The following is a 20510-nucleotide window of genomic DNA, read 5'->3' as shown; positions in this document are numbered from 1 at the left end:
GAACAAGGACCCCGGAAGCAGCGATTCGACGCGTATCAAGAACCCAGAGGTCCCGCAAGGCCGAACCAGGTAGCCGCGCCCCTCGCGATCGCCCGCACGCGCCCCTCGCTGTTCGCCTGCGTGCGCCCCGCGCTATTCTGCCCTCATGGGACCCGCGCAGATCAAGGGCAAGAACGTGGACATCAAGCTGTGGACCCGGCCGGACGAGGTCGAGGAGATCGCGCTGGAGCAGCTGCGGAACATCAGCGCCCTGCCCTGGGTGTTCCACCACGTCGCCGCCATGCCCGACGTCCACTTCGGCAAGGGCGCGACCGTCGGCTCGGTCATCGCGATGCGGGACGCGGTCGCGCCGGCCGCCGTCGGCGTCGACATCGGCTGCGGCATGGGCGCGCTCCGCACGAACCTCACCGCGGCCGATCTGCCCGACGACCTCCGGCGGATCCGCGGCGACCTCGAGCGGGCGATCCCCGTCGGGTTCGCCGCCCACGACGCCCCGCCGGCGGGGTTCGAGCGCCTCGCGCTCTGGGACGAGTTCACGAGCCTGAGCCCGAAGGTCCAGGGGCTGTTCACGCGGGCGCGCTGTCAGCTCGGCACGCTGGGGGGCGGCAACCACTTCATCGAGCTCTGCCTCGACACGGACGGCGGCGTGTGGCTGATGCTCCACTCCGGCTCTCGCAACATCGGCAAGGAGCTCGCCGAGATCCACATCGCCACGGCGAAGAAGCTCGCCCACAACCGCGATCTGCCCGATCGCGATCTCGCGGTGTTCCTCGCCGGCACCCCGGAGATGAAGGCCTACCGGCACGACCTCTTCTGGGCGCAGCGGTACGCGCGGGCGAACCGCGAGGCCATGTTCCACCTCGCCGAGGGCGTGCTCCGCCGGCACTTCCCCGAGCTCTCGATCCAGGAAGCCATCACTTGCCATCACAACTACGTGGCAGAAGAGTGTCATTTCGGTGAAGACGTGCTGGTGACGCGCAAGGGCGCGATCCGGGCCGGCAAGGGCGAGCTTGGCATCATCCCCGGCTCGATGGGCACGCGCTCGTACATCGTCCGCGGCCTCGGCAACCCCGACGCGTTCGAGAGCGCCTCGCATGGCGCGGGCCGCAAGATGAGCCGCGGCGAGGCGAAGCGGCGCTTCACGATCAACGACCTGGCCGCGCAGACGGCCGGGGTCGAGTGCCGCAAGGATGGCGGTGTCCTCGACGAAATCCCCTCCGCCTACAAGCCGATCGAGCGCGTCATGGAGGACCAGCGCGATCTCGTGGAGGTCGTCGCCGAGCTCCGGCAGGTCCTCTGCGTGAAGGGGTGAGCGGCCGGCGCGGGTCCGGACGGGGAACTTTTCGCGGCGGCCCCGTTCGTGGCCCCTCCCCGCCCCGCTCTCGGCTACGATGCGCGTCGCTCTCACGACGCGCGCCGCGCACCCACCGCGGCGCCCGCCGCCGCGCGGAGAAGGCATGAAGTCGGACTGGATCGATCTGGGCCCCCTCTCCGAATTTCCGGCGGAGGTGCCCGTGCTGCGCAAGGACGACACGGGGCGGCGCTTCGCCTGCGTCCTCCGCGGCGGCGAGGTCCACGCGCTCGACGATCGCTGCCCGCACCAGGGCTACCCGCTGTCGCAGGGCGCGCTGCGCGGCGGCGTGCTGACCTGCGCGTGGCACAACTGGAAGTTCGAGCTCGCCTCGGGCGCCTGCACGTTCGGCGGCGAGCCCGTGCGGCGCTACGCCACCCGCATCGACGGCGGGCGCGTGCAGCTCAACCGGGCCGTCGACACAGCGGCCGAGGTGCGGCGCCTCGTCGCCGGCCTGCGCGAGGCGATCCTGCGCGACGAGCCGGCGCGCGCGCTGCGCGAGGGCCTCCGGCTGGGCGCGCTCGGGCTCCACCGGGGCGAGACCGGCCTCGGCAGCCTGCACCTCGCGTTCGAGGTGCTCGCCAGGGACGGGGCGGAGCGCGCCGAGTACGGCTTCGACCACGGCCTCGCCCTGCTCGCGGACCTCTGCGCCTGGGTCGAGCGCGGCAGGATCCCGGCCGAGGAGGCGTTCGTGGTCGCCGCCCACGCGATCGGCGAGGCGTCGGCCCGGCTAGGCCCCCGCGGCAAGGGCCCCGGCAAGGTGGGGGCCCGCTCGCCCCTCGCGCGCATCGCCGACTTCGAGCTCGACGAGCCGGCGAAGGTGAGCGAGGCGCTCGCGGCGGAGCGCCGCGACGAGGCCGAGGCGCGGATGCGCGACCTCGTCGAGATCCGCGGCACGGCCGGCGCGCGCCGCGCGCTCATGCCCTTCGTCGCGCAGCACCTGTACGACTACGGGCACGGCGCCATCTTCCTCTCGAAGGCGCTCGAGCTGGCCGAGCGGTTCTCGTCCGCCGCCGACGAGGTCCTCGCCGCCTCCACGGTGCAGCTCGCCTGGGCGACCGCCGACACCAGCCTGCCCCCCTTCACCGCCACGCGCGCCGCGCTCGCGCGCCTCGCCGCTCTGCCCCTGCCCGGCCCCGACAGCGCCGCGGCGGCCGCGCGCCCGGACGCCGCGCCGCTCGAGGGCGCGGAGCGCGCCGCCTTCGAGGCCGAGGTGCTCGCAGGAGAGCAGCCGGCCGTCGAGGCGACCGTGCGCTGGCTCGCGCGCGGCGCCGGGCCGCTCGCGCTGCTCGGCGCGATCGGCCACGCCGCCGCCGTCCGCCTCGCGCGCTTCGACTCGGCCTGGGAAGCGCGCCTCGACGCCGAGGTCGGGGTGCTCGACGTCACCCACGCCGTCACCTTCGCGGAGGCGGCGGCGGCGCTCGGGCGCGAGGCCCTCCCGCGCGAGGCCGCGCAGCTCGCGGTGCTCGCGGCCGGCTTCGTCGGCAAGCTCCGCAAGGCGGACGCCGCCGCGCCGCACGCGTCCGCTACCGCCACGACCCGCGCGCGAGGCGGCGGGCTGCTCCAGGCGGCGGAGGCGCGCGACGTCGGCGCGGCGCTCGCGATCGCGCGGGAGCTCGACGCCGCGGGTCGCCGGCGCGCGTTCGCCGAGCTCGCCCCCTTCGCCGCGTTCGACGCCGCGGTGAGGCCCATCTTCACGGCGCACGCCGTGAAGACGCTCGAGGCGCTGGAGCGGCTCGAGTCGGCCGATCCTCAGCCCGACGGCGCGTACCTCGCGGCGCTGCTCACCCACGTGGTCCCCGTCCGGCCGGAGCTCTCCGCGCGCCGGATCGCGGCTGTGGCCAAGAAGTTCATGTCCGATGGGCGGCCACCCGATGGGCTGTATTGAGCCGCGCGGCCGCCCGCTGGCGACGCGACACGCACAAGAGAAACGTGCACTGGTGCGAGCATCATTCATACTGATTGTCTATGCGGCTTGAGCCTGGATCCCACGTAGCGCCGCACCTGACGCTCGACACCCTCCTCCGGATGGGAGGCGTCGGCAGCATCTGGACGGCGCATCACCTCGGGCTCGGCAAGGAGGTCGCCGTCAAGTTCATCTCTGCGTCGCTCGCGACCGACGCGACCGCGGTCGCCCGGTTCCACCGCGAGGGCGCGCTCATGGCGAGGATCAAGAGCCCTCACGTGGCCGAGGTGTACGAGCACGGCGTCGCCCCCAACGGCCTCTCGTACATCGTGATGGAGCTGCTGCGGGGCGAGGAGCTGTCCGACCGGCTAGCGCGCGCCGGGCGCCTCCCCCTGGAGGAGACGCTCGCGCTCGTCTCGCAGCTCTGCACGGGGCTCACCGCGGCGCACAAGCTCGGCGTCATTCACCGGGACATCACGCCGGAGCACGTCTTCCTCGTCGACACCGGCGCAGGCCCCTGCGTCAAGCTGCTCGATTTCGGGGTGGCCAGGGGGGATGTCGACGCGGATGGGACCACGCTGACGAACACGGGCGCGGTGGTCGGCAGCCTCGTTTATATGAGCCCGGAGCAGTTCTTCAACCCGAAGCTGGTCGACGGCCGCTCGGATCTCTGGTCCGTGGGCATCATGGCGTACCACGCGCTCACCGGCGCGCCGCCGTTCGAGCAGAAGGGGATCGAGGCCCTCCTCGGCGCCATCCGGCTCGGCACCTTCTCGCCTCCGAGCCAGCGCTGCGCCGAGATCACCCCGGCCCTCGACGCATGGTTCGTCAAGGCGCTCGCCCGTGAGCCGTCCGGCCGCTTCGGATCGGCCGAGGAGATGTCCGAAGCGCTTCGCCGGGCCGCCGCCGGACCGCCGGGCCCAGGGAGCGCGCTTCCCAGGGTAGATTGACCGGCATGGCGCGCACCCGCACCCCGAGCCGTTCCAACCATGAGCTCGTGTTCCGCAGCGCCCGCAAGGGCGAGGAGGGCACCCTCGCGACGGTCGCCTACCGCGCGTTCCAGGCGGGTGATCCCGAGGCGTGGCTGCGGTATTTCACCGAGCACGCGCACCTCGCCCTCGACAACGTGATCGTCGCGGAGACCGACGGCCAGCTCGTCGGGTACGTCGCCTCGCTCGACCTGACGATGAGCTTCGCGGGCGCGGACGTGCCCTTCCAGGGCCTCTCGTCCGTCGCGGTGCTGCCGGAGTTCCGCCGCCGGGGCATCGCGGATCGGCTCGTCCGCGAGAGCCTCCGCCGCATGCGCCGCCGGGGCGAGGCGCTCACCCTGCTCCACCCTTTCCGGCTCTCGTTCTACCGGCGCTTCGGCTTCGGCGTCTGCGAGCTCCGGGACGTCGTGCGCACCTCGCCCGACCGGCTCCCGGACTCGGTGCTGCGCCGCCACGTGCGGGCCTTCTCCCGCCCGCGGGACGAGCCGCTCATCAAGCAGGCCTACGACGTCGCGCGGGCCGAGACGACGGGGCAGCTGAAGCGGAGCGACTACTGGTGGGACGTGCGCGTCTTCAAGCGCTCTCCGAGCGGCGCCGTCTACGTGGATCCGGGCTCCAAGGCGATCGCCGGCTACCTGTTCTTCGACGTCCCGGAGGGCGGCGCCTACGGCGCCCAGCAGCTGCTCGTCCGCGAGCTCCACGCGCCGACGCCGGGCGCGTACCGCGGGCTCATCGGCTTCCTCGGCGCGCTCGGCGATCAGTACGAGGTCGTGGAGCTGGCGCTCCCGCGCGGCCAGGGCGCGCCGCTGCTCGACGAGCCCGGCATCCGCGACGAGCCGATCGTGTACGAGACGGCGGCCCGGCACCCCGGCCTGTGCCCGCCCGCGCACACGGCGCAGCGCCGCACCGTCCTCGGCCTGACGGCGGCGGGCGCGATGGGGCGCATCGTCGACGTCGCCGCCGCGCTCGCGCTCCACCCGTCGCCGCGGAAGCACGGCGTCCGCGGCGCCATCGGCGTCGACGTCGAGGACCCGGTGTTCACGGACGCGCCGCGCGCCTTCGACGTCACCTTCGCGGCGCGCGGCGTCCAGACGGCGCCCGGCAGCACCGCGGGCGATCGCCTCTCGCTCTCCATCGAGCGGCTCACGCAGATCTATTTCGGCGCCTCCTCGGCGCGCGATCTCCTGAGCCAGGGCTTCGTCGTGGGCAGCGCCAAGGCGGCCGCCCTCCTCGACGCCGCGTTCGCCGGCCCCCCCCTCTTCCTCGGCGCCTTCAACGCGTTCTGAGCGCCCCGCTCTGCAGCGATCTCCGCCCACCTCTGCGCTATGCAGAGCGGCGGCTGCGGAGGAAGAGCTTGAGCGAGCGCGACGCCAGCGCCGTCTCTTCCCCGCCCCTCCGCGTCTCGACGGCGGCGTCGTCCTGGGTGTCCACGAGGAGCTGCCACGGCCTGGGCTCATCGGCGAAGGGCAGGAGGAAGCCCAGGTCGCACGGCGACGCGTTGAGCAGCAGGACGAAGTCGTCGTCGATCAGCCGATCGCCCTCCTCGTCCACGTCGTCGAGCCCCTCCCCCGACAGGAACACGCCGAGGCACTGCGTGAACGGGTTCGACCAGTCCTCGTCGGTCATGAGCTCTCCGTCCGGGCGATACCACTGGATATCGTAGGTCTTGCCGCCGCGGATCGGGCGCCCCTTGAAGAAGATCGAGCGCCTGAGCGCCGGGTGCTCGTGCCGGATACGGAGGCATTTGCGCGTGAACTCCAGGAGCGCCCGCGACGGCTCGTCCCAGCCCCACGGCTGCCACGTGAGCGGGCTGTCCTGGCAGTACCCGTTGTTGTTCCCCTCCTGCGTCCGCCCCCGCTCGTCTCCGTGGAGGAGCATCGGAGTCCCCTGCGAGAACAGGAGCGAGGCCATGATGTTCCGCGCCTGCCGCGCCCGCAGCTTCAGGATCTCGGGATCGTCGGTCGGCCCCTCGACGCCGCAGTTCCACGAGCGGTTGTCGTCGGCGCCGTCGCAGCCCCCCTCCCCGTTCGCCTCGTTGTGCTTCTCGTTGTACGAGACGAGATCCGCCAGGGTGAAGCCGTCGTGGGCCGTGACGAAGTTGATGCTCGTGTACGGCTTTCGCCCGCTGTTCTCGTAGAGGTCGCTGCTCCCCGTGAGCCGGAACCCGAGATCGGAGGCGATGCCGCCCGAGCCCCGCCAGAAGTCGCGCAGCGTGTCCCGATAACGGCCGTTCCACTCGGCCCAGCGCACCGGGAAATTGCCCACCTGGTAGCCGCCCGGGCCCACGTCCCAGGGCTCGGCGATGAGCTTCACCTGGCTGAGCACCGGGTCCTGGTGGATGATCGTGAAGAAGCTCGAGAGCTGGTCGACGTCGTGGAGGCCGCGCGCCAGCGCCGCCGCGAGGTCGAAGCGGAACCCGTCCACGTGCATCTCGAGGACCCAGTACCGCAAGGAGTCCATGATCAGCTGGAGCGTCTGCGGGTGACGCACGTTGAGGGTGTTCCCCGTGCCCGTATAGTCGAAATAGTAGCGCTCGTTGCCGGGGACGAGGCGGTAGTAGGTCGGGTTGTCGATGCCGCGCAGGCTCAGCGTCGGGCCCAGGTGGTTGCCCTCCGCCGTGTGGTTGTAGACGACATCGAGGATGACCTCGATGCCGGCGGCGTGGAGCGCCTTCACCATCTCCTTGAACTGCCGCACCTCCGACGCCACCTCGGCGCCGGCGCGGTACCCGACGTCCGGCGCGAAGAAGCCTATCGAGTGGTATCCCCAGTAGTTCCGGAGCCCCTTGTCGAGCAGGAATTTCTCGTGCACGAAGGCGTGCACGGGCAGGAGCTCGATGGCCGTGATGCCGAGATACCGCAGGTAGCCGATGATGGCCGGGTGGGCGATGCCAAGGTAGGTCCCGCGGAGCTCCTCCGGGATCTCCGGGTGCTGCATCGTCATGCCGCGGACGTGCGCCTCGTAGATGACGCTGCGGTGGAACGGCACGTACGGGCGCCGCTCTCCGCCCCAGTCGAAGGACGGGTCGATGACGACGCCGAGCGGCGCGCCGAGCGCCTCCCCCTCGGCCATGGCGAGGTCGCCGTCGGGCTCACCGCTCCGGTGGGCGAACGCGCCCGCGTCCCACTGGACCCGCGAGGCGAGCGCCTTCGCGTACGGATCGAGCAGGCGCACCCGCGGGTTGAAGCGCAACCCCCGCTCCGGCGCCCACGGGCCGTGCACGCGATAGGCGTATTTCTGCCCCGGTCCGACCTCCGGCACGTAGACGTGCCAGACGAGGGAGGTGCGGTGACGCACCGGCAGGCGTTGCTCGTTCCCCTCGTCGTCGACGAGGCACAGATCCACGGCCTCGGCGTTCTCCGAGAAGAGGGCGAACTGCGTTCCAGCGCCGTCCCATGTCGCACCGAGCGGGTACGGCTCCCCGGGGCGCATTCCTTTGCGCTTGTAGCTCATGCTGGTCTCGATTTCGGGATCCACGGCCGGGGCGCGGCGCCCCCCTCGGGCCTCGTCGCCCCGGCCGCCCGGCCGGCTTCCCGTAGAGCTAGGCGACGTGAGCGCGCCGGCTGCTCATGGCGTCGGTCACGACATCCACGACGCTCCGTGCCATCCCCTCCGCGATGCGGAGCGCCTGGGCCTGATCGCCCTCCGGAGTGCACACCCTGAGGCGCTCGATCATGTCCACGAGCCGCCGGGCTAGCTCGCACGCCTCGGTCATCGAAGCTGGTGACTCGAGGGAGGCCCTCCGCGAGAGGGAGATCATCTCTTCGCTCAGCGTCGTCGCGGTTGACATCATGCCTGGCTCCTTGTCGGTGATGGCTACGGTTGGTCGGTGGTGGCTACGGTCCGCACCCCCAGAGCAGGCGTCGTGCCAGCGCGCCTGCCGTATGGATGCTCACCGCAGACACAATGGTAGGTGCTCGGCCGACAGACTGGGCGGCACAAACCGCCACAGGTGGGGCGATTTGTCCCCCCAGAGCGGCCGTCGCTCGGCAAAGCAGGGCGGCGCACCGAACAGCCAGGCGCAAAAATTGAAGAGACGATGCAAGCCGTAAGGGTTCGCTGCACGGTGGCTGCTCGGGACGGCCGTCCGGGCTCTGCTGGGGTGTGCTTGAGCTTCCATGGCCGCTGCGCACCCCTTGCCGTGGGCGGGCGGGCCGGGCCGCGCGCGCTCGCTGCTTGCGGGGCGAGGACGGCGTCGCGCGCGTCTCGCGGGGGGACGAACGTGACGCGCACGATCACGACGTACGCGCCGTCCGGGAGGCAGGTGGGCCGCGCTCCGCGCGGCGTCGCGTGAGACCGCGAGGTGATCTCGATCACTGCGCGGCCCCGAGGCGGCTATGGCTACGCCCGGGGGAGCCAGGTTAGTATCCGTTCCGCCGCGGCGGCCGCCGGTCCAACGCGTCGCGGCCGAGAGAGCTCATGATCGGAACACTCCAGGCGAAGATCCAGTATCTCAAGAACAAGAACCTTCACAACTGGCTCGGCGGCTACGCCCGGCAGAGGATCGAGAACGCCCGTGCTCCGCGTCCGCTCGGCCCGCGGCACCTGCTCTTCGCGGTCTGCGATCACTGGGAGCCAGGGTGGGAGAACCCCACACCGGAGGTCGGCGACGCGCGGGTGAGGGCGTGGTCGAAGGGGTATCCCGAGATGGCCGGCGCGTACCGCGACGCGGACGGCCGGAACCCGCGTCACAGCTTCTTCTTTCCGGGGGAGCAGTACACGCCCGGGTGGCTCGACGCGCTGGCGGACCTCACGCGCCGCGGGTTCGGCGAGGTGGAGCTGCACCTGCACCACCACAACGACACGGAGGAGAACCTGCGCGCGGACATCCTCAGGTACCTGGACATCCTGGGGAAGCACGGGCATTTCTCGCGCGACCCGGACGGGCGCATGCGTTACGGGTTCATCCACGGCAACTGGTGCCTGGCGAACTCCGGGCGGGACTCGCGGAACTGCGGAGTCGACGCGGAGCTCCCGCTCCTCTTCGAGACGGGCTGCTATGCCGACTACACGTTCCCGTCGGCCCCCGACGAGTCGCAGCACTCCATCGTGAACCAGATCTACTGGCCGACGGGCAACCTGGCGCGCCGGAGCGCCCACGCCGTGGGCGCGCGGGCCAAGGTCGGCGAGGTGCTGGAGGACCGGATCCTGATGATCGAGGGCCCGCTCGCGCTCGCGCTGACGCGCCGGGGGCGCCGGGTGCGGATGCGGATGGAGTACGGCGCGCTCCAGGCGATCGATCCGCCGACGCCGGACCGGGTGAAGACGTGGGTGGATCAGAACATCCACGTCGAGGGGAGGCCCGAGTGGGTGTTCGTGAAGGTCTACACGCACGGCGCGCCCGAGGACCAGGCGGAGTCGCTGCTCGGCGCCGGGGGCCACGCGCTGCACCGGGAGCTCACCACCCGTTACAACGATGGCAAGGAGTGGGTGCTCCACTACGTGACAGCGCGGGAGATGTACAATATCGCGATCGCCGCGCTCGAGGGGAAGACAGGCAATCCCGGTGACTACAGGGATCACCGCCTGAAGCCGCCGCCCTGCGCGAGCTGACCGTTCATCCCCGAGGCATCCCCTCGAATTCTTCGGGGAATTCACAGGGAGGCGGGGAGACGGGGAGGGAGGTCTTCAATACTCCCTGTCTCCGTCTCCCTGTTCAATTTCCCCGTTGAATCAGCCCGGCCCGCGACCGCGCTGCTCGCCGAGGACCTCCGTCAGGAGCGCGTGATAGCGCTCCCCCACGACGTCCCATGACAGCGCCCCCACGCTGCCCCGCAGCGCCTCCGGCTCCCACGCCGTGTCCAAGGCTCGCGCCAACGCGGCCCCGAGCGCCCCGGGATCGCCGGGGGGGACGAGGAAGCCATTGCCCCCGTGCCCTTCGCGGACGAGCTCCGGCACGCCGCCGACCCGGGTTCCGACGACGGGACGGCCCGAGGCGAGCGCCTCCAGGACGACGTTCGGGCAACCCTCGCGGCGGCTCGGCAGACAGAACACGTCGCACGCGGCCATGTAGTCCGGGATCTCCACGGGCAGCGCCCAGCCGAACAGCCGCACGCGATCGCCCAGGCCGAGCGCGCTCACCTTCGCGCGCAGCGGCTCGAGCAGCTCGCCGCCGCCCACCATCATCAGGTGAATGTCGCGGCGCCCCGCCCGGTCGAGGTGCGCCATCGCCTCCACGAGGACGTCCACGCCCTTCTCGGGCACGTGATAACCGGCGTACAGCACCACCTTCGCGTCCGCCGGGACGCCGAAGCGCCGCCGCGGCTCGGCCCGATCCCGGATCGTGAACCGCGCGCCGTCGACCGCGTTGAGCTGCACCACGACGCGCTCCCGCGGCACCCCGAGCTCCACCAGGCGCTCCCCGAGCGCCCCGCTCACCGCGACCACCCGGGCGCAGCGCTGGAGCGCCGGCGCGATCTGCGCCCGCAGCGCGGCGTTCCTCGGCTGCTCGTTGATGTCGCTGCCGAGCACCGTCGTGACGACCGGCACCCCCGCCTCCCGCGCGAACGCCTCCGCGGCGACGGTGTCGGGATAGGCCCACGCGGCCAGGATCGCGTCGTACGGGAACTCGCGCCGCAGCGCCGCCATCGTACGCCCGAGCGATGCGCGGAGCGCCCGCGCGTGCAGCCTCGGCAGCCCCGGGACCGACCAGTACGTGGGGAACAGCGCGTCGATGCCGGTGTGCGTCTCGCGCGTGCCGCCGAAGATCTCCCGCGGCGCGCCGCGCGCGCGCGTCCACCAGGGGATCGGGGCCACGAGCCGGAGCTCGCAGCGGCGCGCGAGCGCCCTGTACGTTTGATGGCTGTACGGCGCCATCGTCGGCAGCCGCGTGGAAGGGTAATGATGGGTGAAGACGAGTACCTTCATCGCGCGCTCGCCTGTCACGTGAGGCGGAAATAGAGTTGCTCGTATTTGCGCGTCATCTTCTCGAACGAGAAGTCGTCGCGCACCCGCGCGTGCCCCGCCTCGCCGAGCCGCCGCCTCAGCGCCGGATCGCTCGCGAGCCGCTCGATCGCGTCCGCGAGCGCGTCGTGCCCGTCCACCGGGACGATCAGGCCGTGCTCCTCGTGCCGCACCACCTCCGGGACCCCGCCGACCGGCGTCACCACGACAGGCAGGCTGCGCGCCATGGCCTCGAGGACGGCGAGCGGCAGCCCCTCGTCGCGCGAGGGCAGCGTGAAGAAGTCGGCGGCGACGAGCAGATCGGGCACGTCCTTGCGGAAGCCGAGGAAGCGCGCCTCGGCGCCGTGGACCCCGAGCTCCCTCGCGAGCCCATGGATGCGATCGCGCTCGTCGCCGTCGCCGACGACGAGCACCGCGACCGCGACGCCCCGCTCCCGGAGCCGCGCGAGCGCCCGCAGCAGCACGTCGTGCGCCTTCACCGGGTGGAACGCGGCGGGCATGATGCCAAGGAACACGTCCGGGCCGAGCCCGAGCTCGGCGCGCACCTCGTCGCGCGTCCGCTTGGCCGGGGTGATGTCGATCCCGTTGTGGATGACAGAGATGTTGCTGGCCACGCCGACCGCGCCGCTCTTGTCGGCCGTGTCCTGCGAACAGCCGACGACAGCGTCCGTTTCACGCCACTCGAAGCGCGACGGAACGCGGATGATCCCGCGCGTCTGGGCGTGATCGGTGAAGACGAGCCGCGCGCGCGTGAGGAGCTTGCCGATCGTGGCGTAATGGAGCGCAGTGGGGTTGTGCGCGTGGACGACGTGCGGGCGGGAGCGCGCGAAGGAGAGGGCCGCGCGCGCGAGCCGCGTGGGGAGGCGCCCGCCCAGCACCGTGGTGGGCAGCGCCCGCTGCCGCGCAAGCTCCGCCAGCGGCCCGCCGCGCAGCGCGAGGATGGAGGCGTCGTGGCCGTGGCGCCGCTGGGCCTCGGCGAGGCGCAGCACGAAATGCTCCATACCTCCGCCATTGAGGCTGCTCACGACATGGACGATCCGCAGCGTCGAATTCCCCATGAAGGCTTGCTACCCGAATCGGGTCTCCTGTTGAAGCGCAAACCGCACCCAGCATCACCCCACGCGCTGCACACGCGCTGCCAAACGCCCACCCGGCACGCCGGCGGTCCTGGCCTCTGGCGCGGGTCGACGTTCGTCGGCGCGGGTCGACGTTCGTCGGCGAGCGCCCAAGGTCGCTGGATCAGCGTACCACCTCGCCTCGCCGTCACCTCACCTTTTGATTTGCCGAACGGAAGCGGCTACTAGACGGGCATGAACCCTGAGCTTCGGCGCGCCCTTGACGAAGGCATGCGCCGCGTGCCCGGCATGGACGCCGCGACGAGGCTGCTCGCCGTGCGGCTCGAGACGGTCAGAGCGCTCCTTGCGCGCCGGCTCGCAGAGAACCCGCTCCCCGTGCCCGACGCCGTGACCCCGAGCGAGATCCCATCGGTCGCCGAGCTCGGCCCGGGGGACAGGGTGCTCGCGGAGCTCGATCAGGACGGCTTCGCCTTCGCGGTCCACCCGGCCGACGTCGCCTTCTTCAACCGGCGCAGCCAGAAGATGCCGCGCCTGCGCTACCGGCTGCACGTCGTGCTGCGCGGCGGCTACGTCTGCGTCCGCAAGCGCTTCGTCGGCCAGCCGCAGAACGCGCCGCTCCAGGCGCACCTCTTCGCCCTGCTCGGCCTCTTCTTCTACAACGAAGCAGCCGCGCTCTTCCGCCTGCGCGACCTCCCCAGCGTCCCGAGGATTCGCGATCTCAGCCTCGCCACGCGCACCCTTTACCTCGACTACGTGCGCGGACGGACGCTGCAACATCAGGTCGCCGAGCGCGGGGAGAAGGTGCTCGACATCGACCTCGCGCCGCTCGGGCAGCTGTTCGATCCAGACCGCGACCGGCGGGAGATCGAGGCGTTCGCGAGCGGCGGCGGCGCGGCCTACCGCGGCCGGATCGAGGAGATCGTCCGGGCGATGAACGCGCGCGGCGTCGCGCCGCTCGACGTCAAGCTCGGCAACGTGCTCATCGGCGAGAAGACGGGCGCCCTGTACTGGATCGATTTCGAGCGAGCCGCGCTCGAGGGCACCCCCCGCTACCGCGATCGCCTCGACGAGCACCATGACCTCGTGAACCGGTGGTTCGGGCTCGCGCTCTCCGGCGACGGCGGGGCGTGAGGCGCGCGCCGCGGTGCGCCGCGGTGTGCTGCGGTGTGCTGCGGTGTGCTCAATGAGCGATCCCGCGATCGAGGGTGGTTCGATGACGAGAGATGAAGGCGCGGCGCCGCGGAGCGCCATCGAGCGGATCGGCGAGAAGGCGGGGCGATCGTGGCCGAGCATCGAGGCGGCCGCGCGGCTCTCGGCGGAGACCCGGGCGCGGCTCGCGGCGCTGCTCCGCGAGCAGATCCCCTGCGACACGAGCGTCGTGGTCTTCGGCTCGCTGGCGCGGGGCGAGTACACGACCGGCAGCGATCTCGACTGGACGCTGCTCATCGACGGTCAGGCCGACGAGGGGCATTTCAGCCAGGTCCAGGCCATCACGAGGATCCTGAGGGAAGCGAAGTTCCATGAGCCGGGCCCGACGGGCGTGTTCGGCAACGTGGCCTTCAGCCACCCGATCCTCCACCAGATCGGCGGGCAGGAGGACACGAACAAGAACACGACCCAGCGCATCCTGCTGCTCCTCGAGTCGCTCGCGATCGGCCAGCCGGACGCCCACGAGCGGGTGCTCAGGCTCGTGCTCTCGCGGTACGTCGAGGACGACCGCGGGCTGCGCTACGGCAGCAAGCGCGAGATCCTCCCGATGTTCCTCCTGAACGACATCGTCCGGTACTGGCGCACGGTCGCCGTCGATTTCGTCTACAAGCAGCGGGAGCGCAGCTCGGGCTGGGCGCTCCGCAACGCGAAGCTCAGGATGTCGCGGAAGCTCATCTTCGTGAGCGGGCTCATCACCTGCTTTGGCTTCGAGCTGTTCTGCAAGGATCGGACGACGTTGACCGACGACGGCGAGCGGCTCTCGATGCCGGCGCTCGTGCGCTTCCTGCGAGAGCGCATCCGGGTGACGCCCCTGGAGAGCCTGGCCGAGGTGCTGCTCCGGCCCTCGATCTCCGCGGAGACGGCGCGCACGCTGTTCGACAGCTACGACGCGTTCCTCGCGCTCCTCTCGAACGAGGAGGAGCGCGGCCGGCTGAAGCAGCTGCCGCTGGACGACCAGCTGGGCAGCGACCCGACCTTCAAGCGGGCGCGGGACATCGCGCGTGAGTTCCAGGGCGGGCTCGACCGGCTCTTCTTCAAGGAAGACGACGAGCTCCGCAAGCTCCTCCAGACCTATGGGGTGTTCTGATGCTCCTCCGGACCTATGGGGTGTTCTGATGCGACCCGTGGGCTACTCGACAGGGGCGCTCGCCCTCAGCGACGTCGAGCGAGCGCTCTCGATGCTCGAAGGGAGCTCGGCGACCGCCGTGGAGCTCTCCGCGCTGCGGATCTCGGAGCTCAAGCCGCTGCTCCGGCTCCTCGGCTCGCTCGACCTGTCGCGGTACGGCTACGTCTCGTTCCACGCGCCGAGCCGCTTCGACGCGGCGGAGGAGCGCGCCGTCGCCGACGCCATGGCGGAGGTGGCCGCGCTCGGATGGCTCATCGTCATCCACCCCGACTCCCTCCATGATCTCGGCGCCTTCCGGCAGCTCGGCGGCTTCCTCGCGATCGAGAACATGGATAAGCGAAAGCGGACAGGCCGCACCGTGGAGGAGCTCGGGCCCTTCTTCGACGCGCTGCCGGACGCGTCGTTCTGCTTCGATATCGGCCACGCGCACCAGGTCGATCGCACGATGACCGAGGCCCATTTCCTCGTACGGGAGCACAGGACGCGGCTGAAGCAGCTCCACGTGAGCGAGGTGAACGCCGGGAGCCGCCACGGCGCCCTGAGCCAGAGCGCGGCGCACGCGTTCCAGCGGATCGCCGCCCACGTCCCTGACGACGCGGCGCTGATCCTGGAGGCCCCGGCGTCGCCCGCGGAGCTGGAGCGGCAGATGGCCATCGCGCGGGCGGCGCTGTCGACCCTGAAAGGCCCGGAAACCGCGCACGATTGAGGCTGCGCGCGGCGCAGCCCCTCCTCTCCCACGAGCGCGAGAGCGCCCGCGTCGCGCTGACGCGATCCGTGCCGCGATCGACCGCTACGGGGCCGGCTCGCACGACGCCCGCGCGCCGCAGGGCGGGCTCGACGAGCTGCGCGAGATCGCCGTCGCGTTCAACGAGATGGCCGCCGCGCTGGCCGAGCAGCGCAAGGGGCAGCTCGGGATCCTCGCGGGCGTCGCGCACGACCTGCGCAACCCGCTCGCCGCGCTGAAGCTCACCGTCGACGGCCTCCGGCCGGATCGGCCCCTCCCCTGCGAGGAGCGGCTCCGGTCGATGCTCGCCCGCATCGGGAAGGAGGCCGCGCGCTGCGACCGGATGCTCACGGACCTCATGGACATCGCGCGGATCGAGGGCGGCGAGCTCGATCTGCGCCGCGAGGCCCGGGACGCGCGCGAGCTCGCCCGCGACGTCGTGGAGCTCTACCGCCCGACCGCGCACGAGCTCAGGCTGTCGCTCCCCGAGGAGCCCGTCCCGCTGTGCTGCGACCCGATCCGGATCGAGCAGGTGCTCAACAACCTGGTCGCGAACGCCATCAAGTACTCGCCCGCGGGCGGCGCCGTGCAGGTGACCGTCGCGCGGGTAGGCGCCGACGTCTCCATCGCTGTCTCGGACCGCGGGGTGGGGATCGCGGCCGACGATCAGCGGCGGCTGTTCGAGCGCTACTTCCGCGCGCCGTCGTCGAGCGGCGTGGCCCCGGGCGTCGGCCTCGGCCTGTGGGCCGCGCGCCGCATCGCCGAGGCGCACGGCGGGCGCATCGAGGTGACGAGCGCCGCTGGCAGGGGCTCGACCTTCACCCCGCAGTTGCCGTCCGCGTCGGGCGCGCCGCCCGCGTAGGACCTCTCGCCTACGTTCTCCTCGCTGGTCCTGCGCGAGGTCTCGCCAACTCCCCTGGGCCTACCGAGCCCGGGGGGAGACGGGTTGACCCAGACAAGACACCATCTCCCTTCATCGCAGAAGACGACGGCGGTGACATCGAGTCCGACGAGCTCCGAGCGCCGGAGCCTCGCCGCATAGCCGACGAGCACCAGGGGAAGCAATACAATCAATAGCGGCAGTTATAGCCAGCCCCCGTGGATAGCTGCCATGTCTCTGCGCTCTCCTTTCGCCCTCCCCCGCGAGCGCGATTCTACGCTGAGCTCGGCCGGCGAGCGCAAGCGCAAGCAGCTCGGCTACTCGTCTGGATCGAGCTCCCAGCCGAAGAGCCCCGGGGTGCGGGCGCGGTGCCTGCCGAGCGCCTCGCCGAGGAGCGAGGGGCCGTCGGCGGCCCAGCGGGCGGTGAACGCGTCGCGCAGCACGAGCTCCGCGAGCTTGCCCCTCGGCGAGAAGCCCCACTCGGCCTCCTGCGAGACGTCGTCCGGATCGGCGTAGAGCCGCCAGACGAAGAAGCCGGCGCACGTGCGCGCGTCGAGGAACGGCGCGATCACCGCGGCGTAGGCCTCGGCCTGCGAGCGCTGGTCGACCACCACGCCCTTCATGCGGTCGGGCCACTCCCACGGGCGCACGGCGGGATCGCGCCGCGTGGTGTAGCCGATCTCCGTCAAGAGGACCGGCTTGCCCCACGCGCGCGCCACGTCGTCCACCCCGGCCGCCACCTTGCGCCCCCCGCGCAGGAGCTCCTCGAACGACGCGCCCTCCCGCTCCGCCAGCGGGTAGAACGCGTTGATGCCGATGAGGTCGAGCGCGTCGAAGATCAGCGTGTGCTCTACGTCGTCCCAGTTCGCCGAGTAGGTGAGCAGCCCGGGGTACACGCGGCGCACCGCCTCGATGATCGGCAGGAAGCTCGCCGCCCGCGGCGTCGTCACCCAGCTCCGCAGCTCGACGCCCACGCTGAGCATCTCCGCGCCGCCCTCGCGCGCGACCACGGCCCACGTGAGCAGGAACCGGCGGTACGACTCGGCCCAGCGCGCCCAGCCGGCGTCGTCCCCGGGATCGATCAGGGCGCGCCACTCGCCGCTCTCGACCCAGAGGTGCGGGACGAGCAGCACCTTGAGCCCGCGCGCGTGCGCCTGCGCGATCGCCGCGAGCACGTTGCGCCGGTTCTCCTCGAACGGCGCCTCGAAGACGAGATCGACGCCCGTGCCCTTGCCGTCCCACACGCGGCCGAACGGCGTCAGGCTGACCCACGTCGCGCCCATGGCCACCGCCTCATCCATCGCCCGCCCGCTCGCCGCGGTGCCGTAGCCGCGGCCCGGATGCCGCTGGTTCTCGATCGGCCCGATCGTCACGCCGCGCACGCCGCCCCAGCCCGACACGGCCCACCCCGCCGCGCCGTACGGCAGGTGCTCCGGCGCGACCCGCGGCGCCTGCGGCGCGGCCTGCGGCGCCTGCTGCACGACCCGCGGCGCCTGCTGCGCAGCCTGCGGCGCGGCGATCGCAGGGCGCACAGGCGCGCCGACCGCCGCCGCCGACACGGCGACCGCGGCGCCCGCCGCGCGGGCGAGCGCGTAACCTCCTCGACTCCTCCCTGGCACGGGCCGCCTTATATCAGGCAGCCGGGCCGCGGACGTCACCCGCCGTCGCTCGCCTGAGATCGCTGCGCGCCGTCGCCCTCCGCGGGTTGCTGCGGCGCGCGCGCGCCCTCGGCGGGCTGCGCCGGCCCAACCGCGCCCTCCTCGGGCCGCGGCGGCTCGCGCCGGGACGCGTCGCGCTCTTGCCGCGCGCGGCTGGTCGCTTCACGCCACGCCCGCTCGCGCTCGAGCTTCTCGCGCCGCCGTCGCCGCTCGCGCTCGACCTCGTCGTAGATGACCTCGGGGCGCCGCGCGTCGAGGCGGGCCCCTCGCGTTTGCGCCACCCGCGGCGCCTCGCTGTCAGGGCCCGCGACGCTCGCGGGAACCAGCTCGGCCGCCTGGAGCTCGGCCGCCGAGGGCTCGGCCGCGAGGGGCTCGGGCGAGGGCTCCGGCGCGGCAGGAGCGGCCGCGCTCGATCGCCTAGGCACCACCGACGAGCGCGCCTCCTGGACCGCGCGCTTCGCCAGCCCCTTCGCCGCAGGCAGCGCGCTCCCGCCTCCGTCGAGCGTGCGCATCTGCACGAGCCATACGCCGCCGATCCCCGCGAGCATCCCGAACAGCGCGAACGCGATCGCGACCCGCCGGGGCCACGGCGACGGACCCCGGCGCACCACCGTGAGCCGCTCCGCATCGGCCTCGGCCAGGGTGCGCGCCGCGAGCGCCGGCGTGACGCGGGGCGCCGCGCCGTCGCTGACGCGGTGCACGACCTTGCGGCCGAGCGGAACGGGCGTGTCCTCGGCGGTCGGCGGCTTCCCTGGCCCGCCCGCCTGGGGATCGGAGCGGTGCTCCGGCGGGCTCACCGTCAGGACCGGCGGGGGCGGAGTCCGGCTCGCCCGGAGCTGATCGCCGCCGTCCCACCCCGCCCCCGCGTGCGACACCAGCGTGACGTCGGACAGACGGCCTGCGGGAGATTCCCACTTGGCCGTCGTCTCGAGGTCGCTCATGAGATCGTCGGGCGACATCCTCGGCAGGTCCGCCAGCGTGTCGGCCTCCCACTCGTCCGCGGCGACCGGAGCAGGCGTGGCCATGCGGACGGTCTCGTCCGCCCGGAGCGCCTCCCACACGCGCTCGGCCGCGTCCTCCGCGCCCTCGCCCCCGAAGCGCGCGAGCGCGAACGCGAGCTTCGCGACGTCCGGGGGGCGCGCCTCCGGGTCCTTGGCGAGGCAGCGCAGCAGGAGGGCCCGCAGCTCCGGGGGCTCGACGCCCGCCGGGAAGGGCGCGGGCGGCTCGGTCAGGACCTTGGTGCAGATCTCGAGCTCGGTCGGCGCATCGAACGGGCTCGCCCCGCAGAGCAGGGCGTAGGCGACCGCGCCGATCGACCAGATGTCGGCGCGCTCGTCGATGCCGCCCGCCGACCGCATCTGCTCCGGCGCCATGAAGAGCAGCGACGTCCGCATGGCGCCCGAGGCGGCGTTCGGCCCCTCGCTCTCGACGCCGCAGGCGACGGCCGACACCCCGAAGTCGAGGACCTTCACGCTCGGGGCGCCGTCGCCGAAGCTGAGAAAGAGGTTCTCGGGCTTGATATCCCGGTGGAGGATCCCGATGCCGTGCGCCTCGGCGACCGCCTCGCAGATCTGCAGGAGGTACTTCACCGCCTCCCTGACCCGGATCGGCCCGCGGCGCCGCAGGTAGCTCGTGACGTCGGAGCCCTCCAGGTACTCGCTGACCACGAACGGCGCGCCACCTTCGACCCCGACGTCGAGGATCCGCGCGACGTACCTGCCCTTGAGCGCGCGCGCGGCGCGGGCGCCCCGGAGCAGCCGATCGACGGCGTGCCTGTTCTCGACGAGCCTCGGATCGACGCGCTTGAGCGCGACGCGCTGGCCCGACAGGCGATCGGTGGCGAGCTGGACGACGCCCACGCCGCCGGCGCCGATCCGGGTCTCCACCGCGTACCTGCCGGCGACGATCTCTTGCCACCTCGGGCCGCCCTCGGCCGCCCGCGGCGCACGTTCAGCGTCGGTCCACGCGTCGGTCCGCTCCCGTGCGGCCGCGCGATCCTCTCCTCTGGGCTTCAGCGACGTCAACGCACTGCCTCGGTGTGAGTCCGCGAGCTCCGCGGACAGAGTCAAAGCCTGTCCCCTGAATAACAGATTCAGAGTGCTGCTATCGCGTCCATGACGTGTCGTCCAGGGACACTCGGGCACGAAAATGTCCGTTCTTCACGCATTTTAGCGCAGCTGGCTGGCCGGCCAGCTGGCCGGCCGGCCGGCCTGCAGCCATCTCCATCAGCGGCATCCGCGGCTACTTTCATGCGCCATCGAGCCATCGACACCGCTTCCATGCGTTCCGCGTGCCACCCGCGCGACTCACGGCGGGAGCCCCAATGCGAGCGCGACCAGAGAATCGACGCCGCTCAGGATCAGGACGAGCGCTGCGGCGGACGCCGCGCCGAGCCCGAGCGCCTTCAGCGCGCGGAAGGGCGCTGTTCCGCGTGTTCCACGCGCCCCCGGCCGCCCGTGCTGGACGCCGCGCGTGACCCAGCACCACCCGAGCATGGACAGCGGGCCGAACGCATAGAGGGCCGCGCCCCAGGTGGCTCCGTTCCAGCAAGCGGCGCGCTGCTCGGGCGTGAGCCGCCGTCGGTCCCAGCGCTGCAGCGCGAACGGTAGCGCGAGCCCGAGGACCATCTGGAGCGCGAGGCGGAGCGTGCTCATTTCGTGCGCCGAGCTCCCGGGCGAGCGCTCCACT

General features: G+C 72.2%; 16 protein-coding genes. 9 read left to right on the top strand and 7 right to left on the bottom strand.

The window, feature by feature from the left end; translation table 11 throughout:
• Window positions 1-145: 145 nt before the first annotated feature.
• The 4 genes from WMF27_RS06750 (at window position 146) to WMF27_RS06735 (ending at window position 5532) form a co-directional block, all read left to right on the top strand.
• Window positions 146-1312 carry an RtcB family protein gene (locus WMF27_RS06750; protein ID WP_437943979.1) on the top strand — a complete coding sequence of 389 codons (1167 nt, stop codon included), beginning with the start codon at window positions 146-148 and terminating at the stop codon, window positions 1310-1312.
• A 145-nt stretch (window positions 1313-1457) separates the two neighbouring features.
• Window positions 1458-3239, top strand: coding sequence for a Rieske 2Fe-2S domain-containing protein (locus WMF27_RS06745; protein ID WP_437943977.1), 1782 nt, complete (start codon window positions 1458-1460; stop codon window positions 3237-3239).
• Between the two features lie 80 nt (window positions 3240-3319).
• The gene (locus tag WMF27_RS06740; RefSeq protein ID WP_437943975.1) at window positions 3320-4207 is read left to right on the top strand and encodes a serine/threonine-protein kinase; all 888 of its coding nucleotides are present in this window, start codon (window positions 3320-3322) and stop codon (window positions 4205-4207) included.
• A gap of 5 nt (window positions 4208-4212) precedes the next feature.
• On the top strand, window positions 4213-5532 hold the full coding sequence (locus WMF27_RS06735) for a GNAT family N-acetyltransferase (RefSeq protein WP_437769746.1): 1320 nt from the start codon (window positions 4213-4215) through the stop codon (window positions 5530-5532).
• A 37-nt stretch (window positions 5533-5569) separates the two neighbouring features.
• Here WMF27_RS06735 and glgX read toward each other — a convergent pair whose 3' ends face one another.
• Both glgX and WMF27_RS06725 read right to left on the bottom strand, forming a co-directional pair.
• The gene (gene glgX, locus WMF27_RS06730; protein ID WP_437943973.1) at window positions 5570-7699 is read right to left on the bottom strand and encodes a glycogen debranching protein GlgX; all 2130 of its coding nucleotides are present in this window, start codon (window positions 7697-7699) and stop codon (window positions 5570-5572) included.
• 88 nt (window positions 7700-7787) lie between these two features.
• The gene (locus tag WMF27_RS06725; protein WP_437769748.1) at window positions 7788-8039 is read right to left on the bottom strand and encodes a hypothetical protein; all 252 of its coding nucleotides are present in this window, start codon (window positions 8037-8039) and stop codon (window positions 7788-7790) included.
• 626 nt (window positions 8040-8665) lie between these two features.
• Here WMF27_RS06725 and WMF27_RS06720 point away from each other — a divergent pair.
• Window positions 8666-9799, top strand: a complete 1134-nt coding sequence (locus WMF27_RS06720; RefSeq protein WP_437943971.1) for a hypothetical protein — start codon at window positions 8666-8668, stop codon at window positions 9797-9799.
• Window positions 9800-9919: 120 nt separating this feature from the next.
• Here WMF27_RS06720 and WMF27_RS06715 read toward each other — a convergent pair whose 3' ends face one another.
• Together WMF27_RS06715 and WMF27_RS06710 are read right to left on the bottom strand one after the other, a co-directional pair.
• Window positions 9920-11113: a glycosyltransferase family 4 protein gene (locus WMF27_RS06715; protein WP_437769750.1), complete on the bottom strand. Its 1194-nt coding sequence runs from the start codon at window positions 11111-11113 to the stop codon at window positions 9920-9922.
• A 14-nt stretch (window positions 11114-11127) separates the two neighbouring features.
• Window positions 11128-12207, bottom strand: a complete 1080-nt coding sequence (locus tag WMF27_RS06710; RefSeq protein ID WP_437769751.1) for a glycosyltransferase family 4 protein — start codon at window positions 12205-12207, stop codon at window positions 11128-11130.
• Window positions 12208-12459: 252 nt separating this feature from the next.
• Between WMF27_RS06710 and WMF27_RS06705 the strand changes: the two genes are divergently transcribed.
• The 4 genes from WMF27_RS06705 to WMF27_RS06690 all read left to right on the top strand — a co-directional run bounded on the left by WMF27_RS06705 (window position 12460) and on the right by WMF27_RS06690 (window position 16146).
• The gene (locus tag WMF27_RS06705; RefSeq protein WP_437769752.1) at window positions 12460-13356 is read left to right on the top strand and encodes a hypothetical protein; all 897 of its coding nucleotides are present in this window, start codon (window positions 12460-12462) and stop codon (window positions 13354-13356) included.
• 82 nt (window positions 13357-13438) lie between these two features.
• A complete protein-coding gene (locus WMF27_RS06700) occupies window positions 13439-14521 on the top strand; it encodes a nucleotidyltransferase domain-containing protein (protein WP_437769753.1) in 1083 nt (360 codons plus the stop codon).
• A 28-nt stretch (window positions 14522-14549) separates the two neighbouring features.
• Window positions 14550-15266 (top strand): hypothetical protein, encoded by a 717-nt coding sequence (locus tag WMF27_RS06695; RefSeq protein ID WP_437943969.1) that lies wholly within the window; start codon window positions 14550-14552, stop codon window positions 15264-15266.
• Complete coding sequence (locus WMF27_RS06690; protein WP_437944520.1) at window positions 15262-16146, top strand: HAMP domain-containing sensor histidine kinase; 885 nt, start codon at window positions 15262-15264, stop codon at window positions 16144-16146. The genes WMF27_RS06695 and WMF27_RS06690 overlap by 5 nt, the downstream gene beginning before the upstream one ends.
• A gap of 335 nt (window positions 16147-16481) precedes the next feature.
• Here WMF27_RS06690 and WMF27_RS06685 read toward each other — a convergent pair whose 3' ends face one another.
• The 3 genes from WMF27_RS06685 to WMF27_RS06675 all read right to left on the bottom strand — a co-directional run bounded on the left by WMF27_RS06685 (window position 16482) and on the right by WMF27_RS06675 (window position 20476).
• On the bottom strand, window positions 16482-17783 hold the full coding sequence (locus WMF27_RS06685; RefSeq protein WP_437943967.1) for a glycoside hydrolase family 113: 1302 nt from the start codon (window positions 17781-17783) through the stop codon (window positions 16482-16484).
• Window positions 17784-17818: 35 nt separating this feature from the next.
• Window positions 17819-19846 carry a protein kinase domain-containing protein gene (locus WMF27_RS06680; protein ID WP_437943965.1) on the bottom strand — a complete coding sequence of 676 codons (2028 nt, stop codon included), beginning with the start codon at window positions 19844-19846 and terminating at the stop codon, window positions 17819-17821.
• A 282-nt stretch (window positions 19847-20128) separates the two neighbouring features.
• Entirely contained in the window at window positions 20129-20476 is a 348-nt protein-coding gene (locus WMF27_RS06675) for a transcriptional regulator (protein WP_437943963.1), read from the bottom strand.
• Window positions 20477-20510: the final 34 nt, after the last annotated feature.

It is taken from the genome of Sorangium sp. So ce281, assembly GCF_051527395.1.
GTDB lineage: Bacteria > Myxococcota_A > Polyangia > Polyangiales > Polyangiaceae > Sorangium > Sorangium cellulosum_B.
This window is presented reverse-complemented; position numbering and strand designations above follow the sequence as displayed.